The sequence below is a fragment of the Actinoalloteichus spitiensis RMV-1378 genome, assembly GCF_000239155.1.
GTDB lineage: Bacteria > Actinomycetota > Actinomycetes > Mycobacteriales > Pseudonocardiaceae > Actinoalloteichus_B > Actinoalloteichus_B spitiensis.
In genome coordinates this window covers 1-15201 of the sequence record NZ_AGVX02000838.1, presented here as the reverse complement: position 1 = coordinate 15201, position 15201 = coordinate 1, and the positions used below count along the sequence as shown (strand labels likewise).

The 15201-nt window shown below is 70.4% G+C and carries 10 protein-coding genes; all 10 read left to right on the top strand.

The window, feature by feature from the left end:
- Nucleotides 1-53 precede the first annotated feature (53 nt).
- A complete protein-coding gene (ald, locus tag ACTIDRAF_RS0225860) occupies nt 54-1172 on the top strand; it encodes an alanine dehydrogenase (protein WP_016701535.1) in 1119 nt (372 codons plus the stop codon).
- Between the two features lie 283 nt (nt 1173-1455).
- The gene (locus tag ACTIDRAF_RS32310; protein WP_016701534.1) at nt 1456-1752 is read left to right on the top strand and encodes a hypothetical protein; all 297 of its coding nucleotides are present in this window, start codon (nt 1456-1458) and stop codon (nt 1750-1752) included.
- Nucleotides 1739-2392: a hypothetical protein gene (locus ACTIDRAF_RS34675; protein WP_211215432.1), complete on the top strand. Its 654-nt coding sequence runs from the start codon at nt 1739-1741 to the stop codon at nt 2390-2392. Before ACTIDRAF_RS32310 ends, ACTIDRAF_RS34675 begins: the two co-directional genes overlap by 14 nt.
- Nucleotides 2393-2726: 334 nt before the next feature.
- Complete coding sequence (locus tag ACTIDRAF_RS0225845) at nt 2727-3947, top strand: ATP-binding cassette domain-containing protein (RefSeq protein WP_016701532.1); 1221 nt, start codon at nt 2727-2729, stop codon at nt 3945-3947.
- Entirely contained in the window at nt 3947-4798 is an 852-nt protein-coding gene (locus tag ACTIDRAF_RS0225840) for an ABC transporter permease subunit (RefSeq protein WP_016701531.1), read from the top strand. The genes ACTIDRAF_RS0225845 and ACTIDRAF_RS0225840 overlap by 1 nt, the downstream gene beginning before the upstream one ends.
- Nucleotides 4799-5331: 533 nt before the next feature.
- Nucleotides 5332-9021 (top strand): ABC transporter ATP-binding protein, encoded by a 3690-nt coding sequence (locus ACTIDRAF_RS0225835; RefSeq protein WP_157163291.1) that lies wholly within the window; start codon nt 5332-5334, stop codon nt 9019-9021.
- Nucleotides 9022-9114: 93 nt separating this feature from the next.
- Nucleotides 9115-12885 (top strand): multifunctional oxoglutarate decarboxylase/oxoglutarate dehydrogenase thiamine pyrophosphate-binding subunit/dihydrolipoyllysine-residue succinyltransferase subunit, encoded by a 3771-nt coding sequence (locus tag ACTIDRAF_RS0225825; protein WP_083886735.1) that lies wholly within the window; start codon nt 9115-9117, stop codon nt 12883-12885.
- A 543-nt stretch (nt 12886-13428) separates the two neighbouring features.
- Nucleotides 13429-13845, top strand: coding sequence for a hypothetical protein (locus tag ACTIDRAF_RS0225820; protein WP_016701527.1), 417 nt, complete (start codon nt 13429-13431; stop codon nt 13843-13845).
- Between the two features lie 20 nt (nt 13846-13865).
- The gene (locus ACTIDRAF_RS33270) at nt 13866-14501 is read left to right on the top strand and encodes a DUF3558 domain-containing protein (protein WP_083886733.1); all 636 of its coding nucleotides are present in this window, start codon (nt 13866-13868) and stop codon (nt 14499-14501) included.
- Between the two features lie 2 nt (nt 14502-14503).
- Nucleotides 14504-15201: hypothetical protein (locus ACTIDRAF_RS31485; RefSeq protein ID WP_157163290.1), on the top strand; the 698-nt coding region annotated here is incomplete at its 3' end.

The window sequence follows — 15201 nt, the reverse complement described above, 5'->3', positions numbered from 1 at the left end:
GGGCGACCGGTCGCCGCCCGCCGACCCACCGCCACCCGACGGAAGGAAAGACCGTGAAGATCGCCGTTCCCCGCGAAGTGAAGAACAACGAGTACCGGGTCGCGCTCACCCCGGCCGGTGTGCTCGAACTCACCGGGCTGGGTCACGACGTGCTGGTGGAGACCGGAGCCGGCCAGGGCTCCGCGATCAGCGACGCCGAGTACCACGCCGCGGGCGCCAAGATCCTCGACACCGCGGAGGACGTGTGGGCCAGCGGTGACCTGGTCCTCAAGGTCAAGGAACCCGTTCCGTCCGAGTACCCGCTGTTGCGGGCCGGGCAGATGCTCTTCACCTACCTGCACCTGGCCAGCAGCAGGGAGCTCACCACCGCGATGGTGGAGAGCGGCGTGACCGGCATCGCCTACGAGACCGTGCAGGCCCCTGACGGAACGTTGCCGCTGCTCGCGCCCATGTCGGAGGTGGCCGGCCGGCTCGCCCCGATGGTGGCGGTCGGGGCGATGTTGCGACCAGCGGGGGGTCGGGGCGTCCTCCCCAGCGGTGTTCCCGGCGTCCCCCCGGCGAAGGTGACCGTCATCGGCGCCGGTGTCGCCGGGCTGAGCGCGGCCTCCATCGCGCTCGGGATGCGGGCCGACGTCGAACTGCTCGACACCAGGGTCGACAGGCTGCGGGCCATCGACCGCGAGTTCCGGGGTGGGCTCCGCACGATCTCCTCGAACCGGTACACGCTGGAACGGTCGGTGCTGTCCGCCGACCTCGTCATCGGCGCCGTGCTGGTGCCGGGCGCGAAGGCCCCGAAACTGGTCGACAACGACCTGGTGGCGCGGATGCGGCCGGGTTCGGTGCTGGTGGACATCTCGATCGACCAGGGCGGGTGTTTCGCCGACTCCCGGCTGACGACCCACGACGACCCGACGTTCCGGGTGCACGAGGCGGTCTTCTACTGCGTGGCCAACATGCCGGGGGCCGTCCCCCACACCTCCACCCACGCGCTCACCAACGTCACGCTGCCCCACGTCGTGGCACTGGCGGAGCACGGGTGGCGGGGGGCGGCACGACGGGACCCCGCCCTGGCGCACGGGCTGAACACGCACGAGGGCGCGTTGACCAACCGGCCGGTGGCTGAGGCGCACGGGCTGGAGTGGGTCGATCCGGAACGCGTGTTGGCCGGCTGACCGGAGGTGGGGTACGCCGTGGCCGCACGGGCAGGCCCCCGCCGCGACAGGGTCACGGCGCGCCCTGGGTACAGGGGCGGCCCGCTCAACCGGCCTGGGGGTCACCGGGAGCGGGCCGCCACCCTCGAGTCTAGTCGCTCGGTACGGCTTGTGTTGACCAGGTCGCGGTGTATCTGGAGAAGATCACCCGACTACCAACCTTTAGCCCATCCGAGAGCGCCCAATCGAGTGAACCTCCACCAGAAGACTGAATCATTTTCATCTCGTAGCCGATGACTGCTCAGTGAACGCCTCGGTCGACCCGACAGCTCACCCGTCGCACACCGCGCGGCCCCTCCGTCACGGGCAGACGGACGAGGCCGGGCGGCCACCCGAGGGACGACGCTGGCTGATCGCCTGCCACGACCCCTTCGGCCGCGACCGATCGGTGACCGTGCTGGTCGAGGACCAGGACGTACTCCTGGTCGCACCCCCCGGGGCGAGCGCGGTGCTGTCCACCCAGCAGACGCGCTCCCTACGGCGGTCGCTGGACCACGCCGCCGTCACCACGAGGGACCACGACGGAGATGAACGTGACTGAGAAGGCGCTGCGCCAGGCGGTGATGGAACGCCTGGCGATGCTCGACCGCGCCGCCGAGCATGACGACGCGACCACCCTGCTCCCCCTCGCCCGGGCGGAACTCCAACGCCTGGCCGACGGCTGGCGGCTCCTGCTCACCGTGCACCAACCCGCCGACGACGGGCGCTGTCGGGCCTGCCCGGGCGGTTGGCGACGTCGCCGCTGGCCGTGCAAGGTGTGGCTGATGGCCCACCGCCACCTCATCGGGGAAGGCGGGACTCAGCGCCCGCGCCGGGGCCGCCTCGGTTCCCTCGGACGGGGGTCGACCAAGGGAACACCACCGCCGGCCACCGGCCCGAGCCACGGGACAGCACACCCGGCCACGACAGCCCCTGCTCCTTCCGCTCCCCCGGGAACCGGGGCACCCCGGCACGCCGAACGGGACGCCGCCCCCTCCCCCGCCGCCCCGGCCTGGCCGACCAGCGATCAGGAAGCCGCCGAGGCCGTCCACGACCGGGGAGCGGTTCCCACCCTCGGGGAAGGCCCCTCCTCCGCCACGCCGGTGGGCGGTCGCCTGGAGACCGACAGCGCCCGCATCCACCGGGCGAACGTCATGGAACGCCAGTCGCGGCTGATGCGACGCCTGTCGCCGAACGGCTGAGCACGCCCCCGCCCGGCAGTCCCCGGCGCACCGGGACACGTGACACCGCGGGGCCGCGGTCCGGGCCGCCGAGACCACGCGCTGACGTCCGGCGGTCCGCCGGGCAGGCCGACCGCCGCCCCCGGTGGACGGGAACACCGTTGCCGGGGACGACGGAGCACGTGCCCGTCCCCGGCGGTTCGGCGCCAACCGGCCTCACCTCCCCGACACCACCCGGACACGGACGGTGCTCGCGTCGCCCCACTCCCGGCCCGGTCCCCCCGACCGGCCACCCAGGAGCTCCTTCGTACGGCAGGATGAGCCCGTTCAGCCGCGCGGCGACGAGGAGGAATCCGTGCACGACGGCACAGGCCGGATCGTTGTGCAGGGCCTGACGAAACAGTTCGGCCCTGTCACGGCGGTGCAGAACCTCGACTTCACCGTGGAGCCCGGGTCGGTCACCGGGTTCCTTGGCCCCAACGGGTCCGGGAAGACGACCACCCTGCGGATGCTGTTGGGACTGGTGACGCCCACGGCGGGCATCGCCACCATCAACGGGCTCCGCTTCGACGACATCACCAACCCCGCCCGAGTGGTCGGCGCGGTCCTCGAGGCCCAGAGCTTCCACCCCACCCGCAACGCGCGGAACCACCTGCGCTGCTACGCGGCGGCGATCGGGCTGCCCGACTCGGCCGCCGACCGGGCCCTCGACCAGGTGGGCCTCGGGGTGGCCGCCCGCCGCGGCGTCCGGGGCTTCTCCCTCGGCATGCGGCAACGCCTGGCGCTGGCCACCGCACTGCTCGGTGACCCGCAGGTCCTCGTCCTCGACGAGCCCGCGAACGGTCTGGACCCCGAGGGCATCGCCTGGCTGCGGGGCTTCATGCGTTCCTTCGCCGCCGCCGGCAGGACCGTGCTCGTCTCCAGCCACCAGCTCCGCGAGGTCGAACAGACCGTCGACAAACTCATCATCGTCAGCCGTGGCCAGACCGTCTACCACGGCGGGCTCGACGACCTGCGCGCCACCCGCCCCAGCCGCGTGCTGGTCCGGGCGGACGATGCCGCCAAGCTGGTGGAGGCGCTCCGGGCCGCTGACCTCACCAACCTGGAGACCACGCCGGACGGGACGCTCGCGGTGATGGGCGGCGTCGACCCGAGGCGCGTCGCCGACATCGCCCGCGACGCCGGCGTCGCGGTCTACGGGATGCAGGAGGACAAGGCGGACCTCGAGGAGATCTTCTTCCACCTCACCAGCGGCCAGTACGGCGGGGCGCAGCAGAACCTCTACACCCAGCAGCCACCCGGACCGGGGCAACCCGGCGGTTTCGGCAGCCCCCCGGTACCACCCGCCGGCTACCAGCAACCACCCGCCGGCTACCAGCCCCCGCCCGGGTACCAGCAGCCGCCGCCCGGGTACCAGCAACCACCGGCCGGCTACCAGCCACCGCCCGGGTACCAGCCACCGGGCTACCAGCCGCCCCCCGGCTACCAGCCACCACCCACCGGTGACCAGGCTCGCCCGGACCAGCAACCGCCCGGCGGGGACTCCTCCGAGGGCAACCAGGGAGGAAACGCCTGATGGGCCGGCTCATCACCTCCGAGTTCCGCAAGATCCTCACCGTGAACCTGTGGTGGGCGCTGCTGATCCCCGCCGCACTGTTCACCTTCTTCCTCGCCTGGTTCGGCGGGGCCGTCGGTTCCGTCGCGGGCAGCGCGGCCGAGTTCGGCGGCGGCTCCGTCCCGGTCGCCGGGCTGATGTACGCGGCGGGCTTCAACCTGGCCACGGTCTTCGGCGCGATCTTCGGTGGTCTGTCGATGTCCGGGGAACTGCGGCACAAGACCATCACCACCACGTTCCTGACCGCCGACTCCCGGGCAGCGGTGCTCGGGGCGAAGCTCGTCAGCTGCGCGGCGGTGGGCGCCTTCTACGGCGTGGTCTGCGCCATCACGGGTTCGCTCGGCGCCTTCGTCGGTTACGGCGACGGCTTCCCCGCCGTGGGTGACTGGCTGCTGCTGTGCCTGGTCAGCATCGCCCTGATGGTGCTCTGGACGCTGCTGGGCGTGGGTTTCGGCGCACTCCTGGGCAACCAGGTCGGCGTCGTCCTCATCATCCCGATCTACACGCTCCTCGGTGAGAGCATCCTGGTCAGCCTGTTCTCCGAGCTGGGCAGCAGCGCGGTCAGCCCGTACCTGCCGAACGGTTCCGGCAGTTTCGCCCTGCTCGGCCTGGCGATGTCCCAGCTGTTCTCCGTGGTCAGCGCGCACGCCGGGACCGTCGACCTCCCGCCAGAGGTGCGCGCCGACCTGGAAAGCGCCGGCCTCAGCGGGCAGTTCAACGACTGGTGGCTCAGCGGCCTGGCCTTCCTCGGGTGGACGGCGCTGTTCGTCCTGCTCGGATGGCTGCTCAACCAGAAGCGCGACGTCACCTGACGAGTCGACCGCGGCCCCGTCGCGACGGGGCCGGCGGTCCGCGCCACCCGGGCCCCGTCGACCCGTCCTCCCGGCCCGGGGAGCTCCCTCACCCGGTGCGGGCCGTGCCCCGGCACGGCCCGCACGAGTGGGTGAACACCTGCCACACCACCGAGCCGGGGCCGCTCCGGCCCGTTGCGCCCGGCTCCGACGGCGTCGGCACGCTGCCCGCTGGGCGGTGGTCCACACGCCCGGGCGCAGACCGCCGACACCCACGGCCTCCAGCGCGAATCCTGGTCGGCGGCACACCGGCACCCGGACACCCGCCCCACGGGCCGGCGCAACGTCGGCGTCCCCCAGCGCGCAGCGGATGCGGTGCCCCGGGAAAGGCCTAGCCTGACCACGTGCCTGACAGCCCTCCCCCGAGCCCCGACGCCAGACCGGCCGCCAGCTCCTCCGGTTCCTCCCGTTCCTCTTCCGCGGACACCCCCGGCTCCGACCGCGGGGCGCGGTCCGCCGACGCGCCCGCCCCACCCCCGGCCGGCGGCGGCTGGCTGCGGCGCCTCGCCTCGGCGAGCTGGCGCCACCGCAGGACGGTGCTGCTGGCCTTCGGCGCGTCGGTGCTCGGGGTTGGGCTCGAGGCGGCCGCCCCACTGCTCACCAGGGTCGTCGTCGACCGAGCCGTGGAGGGCAGCACCCAGGGGATCGGCCTGCTGGTGGGTCTCCTCGTCGTCCTGGCCCTGGTCCGGTTCGGGATGGCGTTCGTCCGGCGCTACGAGGCGGGACGGCTCTCGGTCGATGTCCAACACGACCTGCGCCAAGCCGTGTTCGCCGCGGTCAGCCGCTTCGACGGGGGCAAGCAGGACACGATGCGCACCGGCCAGGTGGTGTCCCGCGCGATCAGCGACCTCCAGGTCATCCAGACGCTGCTGGCGATGGCCCCCTTCTCCGCCGGCAGCGCCGTCCTCGCCCTGTTCTCACTGGCCGCCATGTTCTGGCTGTCCGCGCCGCTGACGCTGATCGCGCTGGTGGTGCTGCCGCTCGCCGCGCTGACCGCCCTGCGCAGCCGGCTCGTCCTCTACCCGGCGACCTGGGCAGCGCAGCAGCGGGCGGGCGAGGTCGCCGGTCACGTGGAGGAGGCCGTGACCGGCGTCCGGGTGGTCAAGGGCTTCGGGCAGGAGGACCGGGAGATCGGGCGGCTGGAGGACAGCGCGAGGAAGCTGTTCGGTGAGCGGCTGCGGGCGGCGCGCCTCACCGCGTGGCCCAGCTCCTTGCTGTCCGCGCTGCCCGTCGCCGGCCAGGTGGGGGTGCTCGGCCTCGGCGGTTGGCTGGCGCTGCGCGGCGAGATCAGCCTCGGCACCTTCCTGGCCTTCGCCACCTACGTCGCCATGCTCGTCGGCCCGGCGCGCATGCTCACCAACATGCTGGTCAGTGCGCAGCTGGCCAGGGCGAGCGCGGAACGGGTCAACGAACTGATCGACTCCCAACCGGAGGTGCGGGAGTCCGAGGGGGCGGTGGCGCTGCCGGACGGGCCGCTGGCCGTGGAACTCCGCGGTGTCGGATTCGGCTACGTCCGGCGGGAACGGGTGCTCGACGACGTGAGCCTGCGGGTGGCACCCGGTGAGACCGTCGCCCTGGTCGGAGCCGCGGGCTCGGGCAAGTCCACGGTCGCGCTGCTGCTCCCCCGCTTCTACGACGTCCATACCGGGTCGGTGCGGGTCGGCGGCGAGGACGCCCTCGTCGACGTCCGCGACCTGCGTCTGGACTCGTTGCGCGGGGCGGTCGGGGTCGCCTTCGAGGAGGCGTTCCTCTTCTCCGACACCGTGCGCGCCAACATCGCCTACGGACGACCGGAGGCGACGGAGGCGGAGATCAGGGCGGCGGCCGCGGCGGCGGAGGCCGCCGAGTTCATCGAACGGCTCCCGGACGGGTACGACACGGTGGTCGGCGAACGGGGGATGTCGCTCTCGGGTGGGCAACGGCAGCGGATCGCCCTGGCCAGGGCACTGCTCACGGACCCGAGAGTGCTGGTGCTGGACGACGCGACATCGGCCGTGGACCCCGTCACGGAAGCCGCGATCCACGCCACGCTCCGCTCGATCACCCACGGCCGCACCACCCTGTTGGTGGCACACCGCCGGTCCACCCTCTCCCTCGCGGACCGCATCGCGGTCCTGGACCGGGGCAGGGTCGTCGACGTCGGCACCGAATCCGAGCTGAACGAGCGGTGCCCGTTGTTCCGCCGGCTCCTCGCCGGCCCAGGTGAGGAGATCGAGGACGCCGGGAACGGCACGGAGGCCGGGCCGGAGACCGACCAGCGGGAACGGGACCTGTGGCCGGAAATCCCCGCCGAGGACGGGACGACGCGCCCTCCCGAGTTGGGCGCGGACCCGGACCTGGCCGCCCGGGTCGCGGCGCTCCCCCCGGCGGCGGACGTGCCCGATCTCGGCGGCGTGGACGCCCGCGCCCCCGATCCGGACTTCCGGTTCCGCCGCCAACTCCGCGTCGTGGCGTGGCCGCTGGCGCTGGCCGTGGTCGCGGTCGCCCTCGACGCCCTCACCGGACTCGCGCTCCCCACCCTGGTCCGGCACGGCGTGGACTCCGGTGTCGGGCGGGGCGACGGCGGTGCGCTCCTCGTCGCGACGGTCGCCGGCGCCGCCGTGGTCGTGGTGTCGTTGTTGGCGGTCGCCCTTCAGACGGTGGTGGCCGCGAGAGCCGGCGAGACCCTGCTCTACCTGTTGCGCGTCCGCAGCTTCTCGCACCTCCAACGGTTGGGGCTCGACTTCTACGAACGCGAGCTGGCCGGGCGGATCATGACGCGGATGACCACCGACGTCGACGCCCTGTCCACCTTCCTCCAGACCGGGCTCGCGACCGCGGTCGTCAGCCTGTTCACCCTCGTCGGCATCACGGTCGCGCTCCTGCTGACCGACCTGTCGCTCGCCGTGGTCGCGCTGCTGCCCATCCCGGTGCTGGTCCTGGCGACCCTGGTGTTCCGCCGTCTGTCCTCCGCCGCGTACTCGGAGGCGCGGGAACGGATCAGCGCGGTCAACGCGGACTTCCAGGAGAACCTGTCCGGCGTGCGCGTCGCGCAGTCCTTCACCAGGGAGAAGCGGTCCGCGGCGGTGTTCGCGACCCGCAGCGACGCCTACCGCAGGTCACGGTTGCGCGCCCAGCGGTACATCGCCACCTACTTCCCGTTCATCGCGTTGCTCTCCGAACTCGCCCAGGCCGCCGTCCTCGCGGTCGGTGCCTTCCGCGTCGCCGGCGGCGGCCTGTCCGCCGGCGTGCTGTTGGCCTTCAGCCTGTACCTGCGGCTCTTCTTCTCGCCCATCCAGCAGTTGTCCACGGTGTTCGACGGGTACCAGCAGGCCAGGGTCGGTCTGCGCCGCATCGCCGGGCTGCTGCGCACCCCGACGTCGATCGTGCCGGCCGCCGACCCGGTGCCCGTGCGGGGCCGGCTGACCGGCCTGGTCGAGTTCAGCGACGTCAGCTTCACCTATCCGGGGGCCTCCACCGCGGCGCTGTCCGAGGTCTCGCTCCGGGTGGCACCGGGCGAGACCGTCGCGCTGGTCGGCGCCACCGGCGCCGGGAAGTCGACCCTCGTGAAGCTCCTCGCCCGCTTCTACGAACCGCAGGAGGGGAACGTCCTGGTCGACGGGGTGGATGTCCGCGACTACGACCTGGCGGGGTTCCGCGCCCGGCTCGGTGTGGTGCCCCAGGAAGCCCACCTGTTCTCCGGCGACGTGGCCGACAACATCCGCTACGGACGCCCGGCCGCCAGCCGCGCGGAGGTGGAACGGGCGACGGCGGCGGTGGGGGCCACCGCGATGGTCGGCGGGCTGCCGTCCGGGTTCCACCAGCAGGTGGGCGAGCGGGGCAACCAGCTGTCCGCTGGTCAGCGACAACTCGTCGGACTGGCCAGGACGGAACTGGTGGATCCCGACATCCTGCTGCTCGACGAGGCGACCGCCGCGCTCGATCCGGCGACCGAGGCGGCCGTGCTGGCCGCCAGCGGCCACGTCTCCGCGGGTCGGACCACCTTCGTGGTGGCCCACCGGCTCGCCACGGCGGCGAGGGCGGACCGGATCGTCGTGCTCGACGCCGGCCGCATCGTGGAGGTCGGCCCCCACCAGGAGCTGCTGGAACGGCGCGGCTACTACTACCGGCTGTGGTCAGCCACGCGTAACCTGGGTGACAGTATCGATTCAGTGATCGATCAGGAACGTCATCTGACCGGCTGACCCCGTGGTCTCGTCACAACCATTCGCCGCGAAGGATTAGCCTAGAAATAGTGTCTGTAACCCCGAGCAGATGGATCGAGGCGAACGGGAGCCGTGTCCAGCAGCAGTCCTGCGTCACAGTTCGGCCCTAACGAGTGGTTGGTCGAGGAGATGTACGAGCAGTTCCTCGCCAACCCGTCATCAGTTGACCCCGCCTGGCACGATTTCTTCGCCGACTACAAGCCAACGCAGAACAGCGGCGCCCAGGGCGAAACGGGGGCGACCGACGGCACGTCGAGCACGCTGACCAGCAAGAACTCCAGCGCCGCCCCGGCACCCAAGGGTGGCTCCGCCACCGCCGGCGCCAGCGGCGACCACCCACGCAACGGCAAGAAGACAGTGCAGCAGACGACGAAGAGCAGCAGCGACGCGGCCGGCTCGGCCGCCCCCTCCCCCACCAGGAGCACGGCCCGCCCGGCCGCGAAGCCCTCGCCGAAGGACGCGGCGAGCGCCGCTCCCGCGAAGCCCGCGAAGAAGAAGGAGGAGGAGCGCAGGACACTGCGCGGCGCCGCCGCCGCCATCGCCAAGAACATGCAGCAGTCGCTGACGGTTCCCACCGCCACCAGCGTGCGGGCCGTACCGGCGAAGCTGCTCGCGGACAACCGCATCGTCATCAACAACCACCTCAAGCGGTCCCGCGGCGGCAAGGTCTCCTTCACCCACCTGATCGGGTACGCGATCGTTCGGGCGCTCGAGAGCTTCCCGAACATGAACCGCTACTTCGCCGAGGTCGACGGCAAGCCGCACGTGGTGACGCCGGAGCACGTGAACCTGGGCCTGGCGATCGACCTGCCCGGCAAGGACGGCTCCCGCTCCCTGGTGGTCGCCTCGATCAAGAACTGCGAGGGCACCAACTTCCTCCAGTTCTGGCAGGCCTACGAGGAGCTGATCCGCAAGGCCCGGACCGGTTCGCTGAAGGCGGACGACTTCTCCGGGACCACGATCTCGCTGACCAACCCGGGCACGATCGGCACCAACCACTCGGTGCCTCGGCTCACCGCCGGCCAGGGCGCCATCATCGGGGTGGGCGCCATGGAGTACCCGGCGGAGTTCCAGGGCAGCAGCAGCAAGGCGCTCGTCGACCTGGGCATCGGCAAGATCATCACGCTGACCTCCACCTACGACCACCGGATCATCCAGGGTGCGGAGTCCGGGGACTTCCTGCGGCGGGTGCACCAGCTCCTGCTGGGCGAGGACGGCTTCTACGACGACATCTTCACCGCGCTCCGGCTGCCCTACGAGCCGGTCCGCTGGGTCAGCGACATCCCAGAGGGCTCGGTCGACAAGACGGCCCGGGTACTGGAACTGATCCACGCCTACCGGACGCGCGGCCACCTGATGGCCAACACCGATCCGCTGAACTACCGGCAGCGCAAGCACCCCGACCTGGACATCCTGTCGCACGGGTTGACGTTGTGGGACCTGGACCGGGAGTTCGCCGTCGGTGGTTTCGCCGGCAAGGAGCGGATGAAGCTGCGGGACGTCCTCGGCGTGCTCCGCGACTCCTACTGCCGCACCGTCGGCGTGGAGTACATGCACATCCTGGAGCCCGACGAACGCGACTGGCTGGAGAAGCGCGTCGAGGTCCCCCACACCAAGCCGGACCCCGCCCAGCAGAAGTACATCCTGTCCAAGCTCAACGCCGCCGAGGCGTTCGAGACCTTCCTCCAGACCAAGTACGTCGGGCAGAAGCGGTTCTCGCTGGAGGGCAGCGAGACGACGATCCCGCTGCTCGACACGGTCCTGGACACGGCCGCCGAGTACGAGCTGGACGAGGTCGTCATCGGGATGCCGCACCGCGGCCGTCTCAACGTGCTGGCCAACGTCGTCGGCAAGCCCATCGCCCAGATCTTCCGGGAGTTCGAGGGCAACCTCGACCCGGGGCAGGCACACGGTTCCGGTGACGTGAAGTACCACCTCGGCGCCGAGGGCAAGTACTTCCGGATGTTCGGCGACGGTGAGACCACCGTGTCCCTCACCTCCAACCCCTCCCACCTGGAGGCGGTCAACCCGGTGCTCGAGGGCATCGTCCGGGCGAAGCAGGACCGCATCGACAAGGGCGAGCAGGGCTTCACCGTGCTCCCCGTGCTGCTGCACGGTGACGCGGCGTTCGCCGGGCAGGGTGTCGTCGCCGAGACGCTGAACCTGTCGCTGCTGCGCGGCTACCGCACCGGCGGCACCGTGCACCTCATCATCAACAACCAGGTGGGGTTCACCACGGCCCCGGAGCACTCGCGGTCCAGCAAGTACTCCACGGACGTCGCCAAGATGATCGGGGCACCGGTCTTCCACGTCAACGGCGACGACCCCGAGGCGTGCGTCTGGGTGGCCCGGCTGGCCGTCGAGTACCGGCAGGCCTTCGGCAAGGACGTCGTCATCGACATGCTGTGCTACCGCCGGCGCGGGCACAACGAGGGTGACGACCCGTCGATGACCCAGCCGAAGATGTACGACGTCATCGACACCATGCGCAGCGTCCGCAAGACCTACACGGAATCCCTCATCGGCCGGGGCGACATCTCCGTCGAGGACGCCGAGAAGGCCCTGCGGGACTACGCGAGCCAACTCGAGTACGTCTTCAACGAGGTGCGTGAGCTGGAGAAGCACCCACCGGCGCCCAGCCCCTCCGTGGAGTCCGAGCAGGTCGTGCCGACCAAGCTGGACACCGGGGTCCCGGAGGAGGTCGTCCGCCGCATCGCCGACGCCCACGTCAACCTGCCCGAGGGCTTCACACCGCACCCCCGCGTCAAGCCGGTGCTGGAGCGGCGGGAGAAGATGAGCCGCGAGGGCAACGTCGACTGGGCCTTCGCCGAGCTGCTCGCGTTCGGCTCGTTGACCATGGAGGGCCGCGACGTGCGGCTGGCCGGGCAGGACTCCCGGCGCGGCACCTTCGTGCAACGGCACGCCGTCGTGATCGACCGGAAGACCGGCAACGAGTACACGCCGCTCCAGAACCTCTCCGAGGACCAGGGGCGCTTCATGGTGTACGACTCGGCGCTGTCCGAGTTCGCCGCGCTCGGCTTCGAGTACGGCTACTCGGTGGCCAACCCGGACGCCCTCGTGCTCTGGGAGGCCCAGTTCGGTGACTTCGTCAACGGCGCGCAGTCCATCATCGACGAGTTCATCTCCTCCGGTGAGGCCAAGTGGGGTCAGCGGGCCGACGTGGTGCTGCTGCTCCCGCACGGCCACGAGGGCCAGGGACCGGACCACACCTCGGGCCGCATCGAGCGGTTCCTGCAGCTGTGCGCTGAGGGGTCGATGACGGTGTCGATGCCCTCGACACCCGCGAACTACTTCCACCTGCTGCGGCGGCACGCCCTCGACGGCGTGAACCGCCCCCTGGTGGTGTTCACCCCCAAGCAGCTGCTGCGGCTCAAGGCCGCGGTCAGCCCCGTGTCGGACTTCACCGGCGGGAAGTTCCAGTCCGTGCTGGACGACCCGACGGTGAGCGACCCGAACTCGGTGCGCCGGCTGCTGCTGTGCAGCGGGAAGATCTCCTACGAGCTGCACAACGAGCGGGTCAAGCGCGGGGTGGACGACACGGCGATCGTGCGGTTGGAGCAGTTCTACCCGGTGCCCAAGCGGAAGCTGGCGGCGATGCTGGAGCGCTACCCGAACGCCACCGACATCCGCTGGGTGCAGGAGGAACCAGCCAACCAGGGGGCCTGGCCGTTCCTGGGTCTGCACCTCCCGGACCTGCTGCCCGAACGCCTCCGGGGCCTGCGCCGCGTGTCGCGGCGCGCCATGGCCGCCCCGTCCTCCGGATCGCCCAAGGTCCACGAGGTCGAGCAAGCCGAGATTATGGCCGCGGCCTTCGCCGACTGACGCCCTGACCAGCGCGACCACCTGACCGGGCACGGGCGGTCGGATCACACGATCCGACCGCCCGTTCCCCGTCGGTACGTACCCCCGGGGACGTGGCTCACCGCCTCGCCACCCGCGGCCATCTCGATAACCGGGTGACGTGCATCGAATACCACTGCCCGCCTCATCACCACCTCACGCGAGGACAGGGACGCCGCCAGGGGCAGGTGACCGGTGCCCTACGGTGTGGATCCACTCCCGGCCCAACAGATACCTCTCTTCCGAAGGCCCGTTACCTGATCGTGTCCTTCGCACACGGGAACCCTGGCAGACCCGCAGGCGTCATACATCGTGCGGAGGCTCCGCCCGGGCTCTCCCGCAGGACGCGGCAGCTTGGCCCGTTTCACGCCGTGACGACCGGTGACGCTGCTACCGTGCTGTTGGCCCGGCGGTGCCGCCAAGTGCCTGACGCGAGGGGGCGTACGGGCCAGCGAGAGGTCCGAGCAGCCTCGGGCGCCCGCACGATGTGCTGTTGGTTGACGATCTCCTGGGGGAGGAACCGCCGTGAGCGGCAGCTACGAAGTGGACCCGGAGGCCCTGCCTCGGGCCATCGCGGAACTGAAGGAAGCGCTGGACTGCGTGCTCGACCTGCAGGTGGTCGCTACTCGAATGGGCCTGGACAGGCCCTCCCGGGGGGCTGATGCGATCAGCTTGAACGCGGGTGACCAGTTCTGGAAGCTCGCAGCCTCACCTGAAGCCGGCTCCCTCGGCCGCACCGCGATGCAGCTGCGCGACGAGCTCATGCAGACGATCCATCACTTCGAAGGCATGTTGGCCGAGTACCTCAATCTCGAGGACACCGCCACGCTGCCCGAGTACGACGGTGAAATCACGTCCTTCAAGAACTCTCCCACTTATCAGGAGATCGCTGCTGCGGCCGCTCAGGCCCGAGGAGCAGCCGGCGGCTATATCCCGGTCTAAACCAAGGAGTCACGACCACTATGACGTCCCGCCATCTTAAGATCGGCTTCGGACTTCTGACGCCTCTCGCACTGCTCCTCACGGCATGCGCCGCCAACAACACCGACGACAGTACGGACAGTGCTAACGAGACGCCCGTAGCAACTAGCTCGGCGCCGACAGAAACATCGGAGGCGGAGGAACAGCGGGACCAGCTCGCACCGCCGGTCCCGGCACCCGTTGACGCGTCCGGCCTCGAACCGTGTGATCTGATGTCTGACGCCGCCGCGTCCAGCGTTGGGTACGACCCCGGCTCCAAAGAGCTTCGCCCGAACCACTCACTTGACGAGGCACCTCTTGACATGTGCCGTTGGGCCAGTAACGACATCGGCTCCGTCACCCTGTACACGTCCTCGGTGCCAGACGGCCTGTCGACCATATACGCGAATTACTCGCACTATCCCGTGTTCGAGCCTCGGACGGTCGGCGAGTACCCGGCAGTACACACCAACGACACCGACGATCCAGCACGCTGTCCGCTCTTCGTGGGTGTTGCCGATGACCAGGTGCTTCTAGTCGACACCGTGACAGGTCCGGCTGACGACGCTTGCCAAAACGCAACCGAGGTCGCCCTGGCAATTATCAACGAGCTTCCTCCCGCAGCACAGGAGCAGTAGGCATGCACCTCGAAACCACGTGTGAGCACTTTGGCGGGAAGACCGCAAAGCAGCTGCACACTGAAATCAATGGTGAAGGCTACGGCGGCGACCAGTCTCAAGCCTCCATGTCCTGGCAGAACATCGGCACGACCTTCGGCGACCTGGCGAACTTCATCAAGGGTGCCATGGCCCGTGCAGCCGACGCTCACCAAGGGGAGGCAGCAGAAACATCGCGAGCCGCCACCCTACCGCTGGTCACCTACACCGAGCAGGCAAAGGACCAGGCGCAGTCCATCGGCCAGAGCATTTCCACCCAGGGCATGCACCGGAATTCAGCGGTCCACAGCATCCCTGAGGGGCGGGACGAGCCGAAGAAGGAGGGCTTCGAGGTCATCCTCCCCTCCAACTGGACCGGACACGGCGACCGCATGGAAGCCTACGAAGCGGAGAACGAGGCTGCCCGCGAGGTCATGCAGACCTACCAGAACGAAACCAACAACGTTCTGATGTCCGTGCCCTCCTTCGAGGAAGTCCCCAGCACCACCTACTCCGCCAAGGGAACCACCAACCCCGACTCCATCGGGAACGGAATCCCCAGCGGCGCCCCCTCCGTACCCAGCGTCGGCGGCAGCGGCACCGGAGGCGGCACCGGCTACAGCGGCGGCACCCCCGGCGGCGGACTCAACTGGAACGGCACCGGCGGCGGAGGAACCGGTGG

What these genes read in the sequence shown, in the direction of transcription:
- ACTIDRAF_RS34675 (WP_211215432.1), top strand. Translation starts at nt 1,739, where the DNA reads ATGAACGTGACTGAGAAGGCGCTGCGCCAGGCGGTGATGGAACGCCTG.
- ACTIDRAF_RS0225840 (WP_016701531.1), top strand. Translation starts at nt 3,947, where the DNA reads ATGGGCCGGCTCATCACCTCCGAGTTCCGCAAGATCCTCACCGTGAAC.
- ACTIDRAF_RS33270 (WP_083886733.1), top strand. Translation starts at nt 13,866, where the DNA reads ATGACGTCCCGCCATCTTAAGATCGGCTTCGGACTTCTGACGCCTCTC.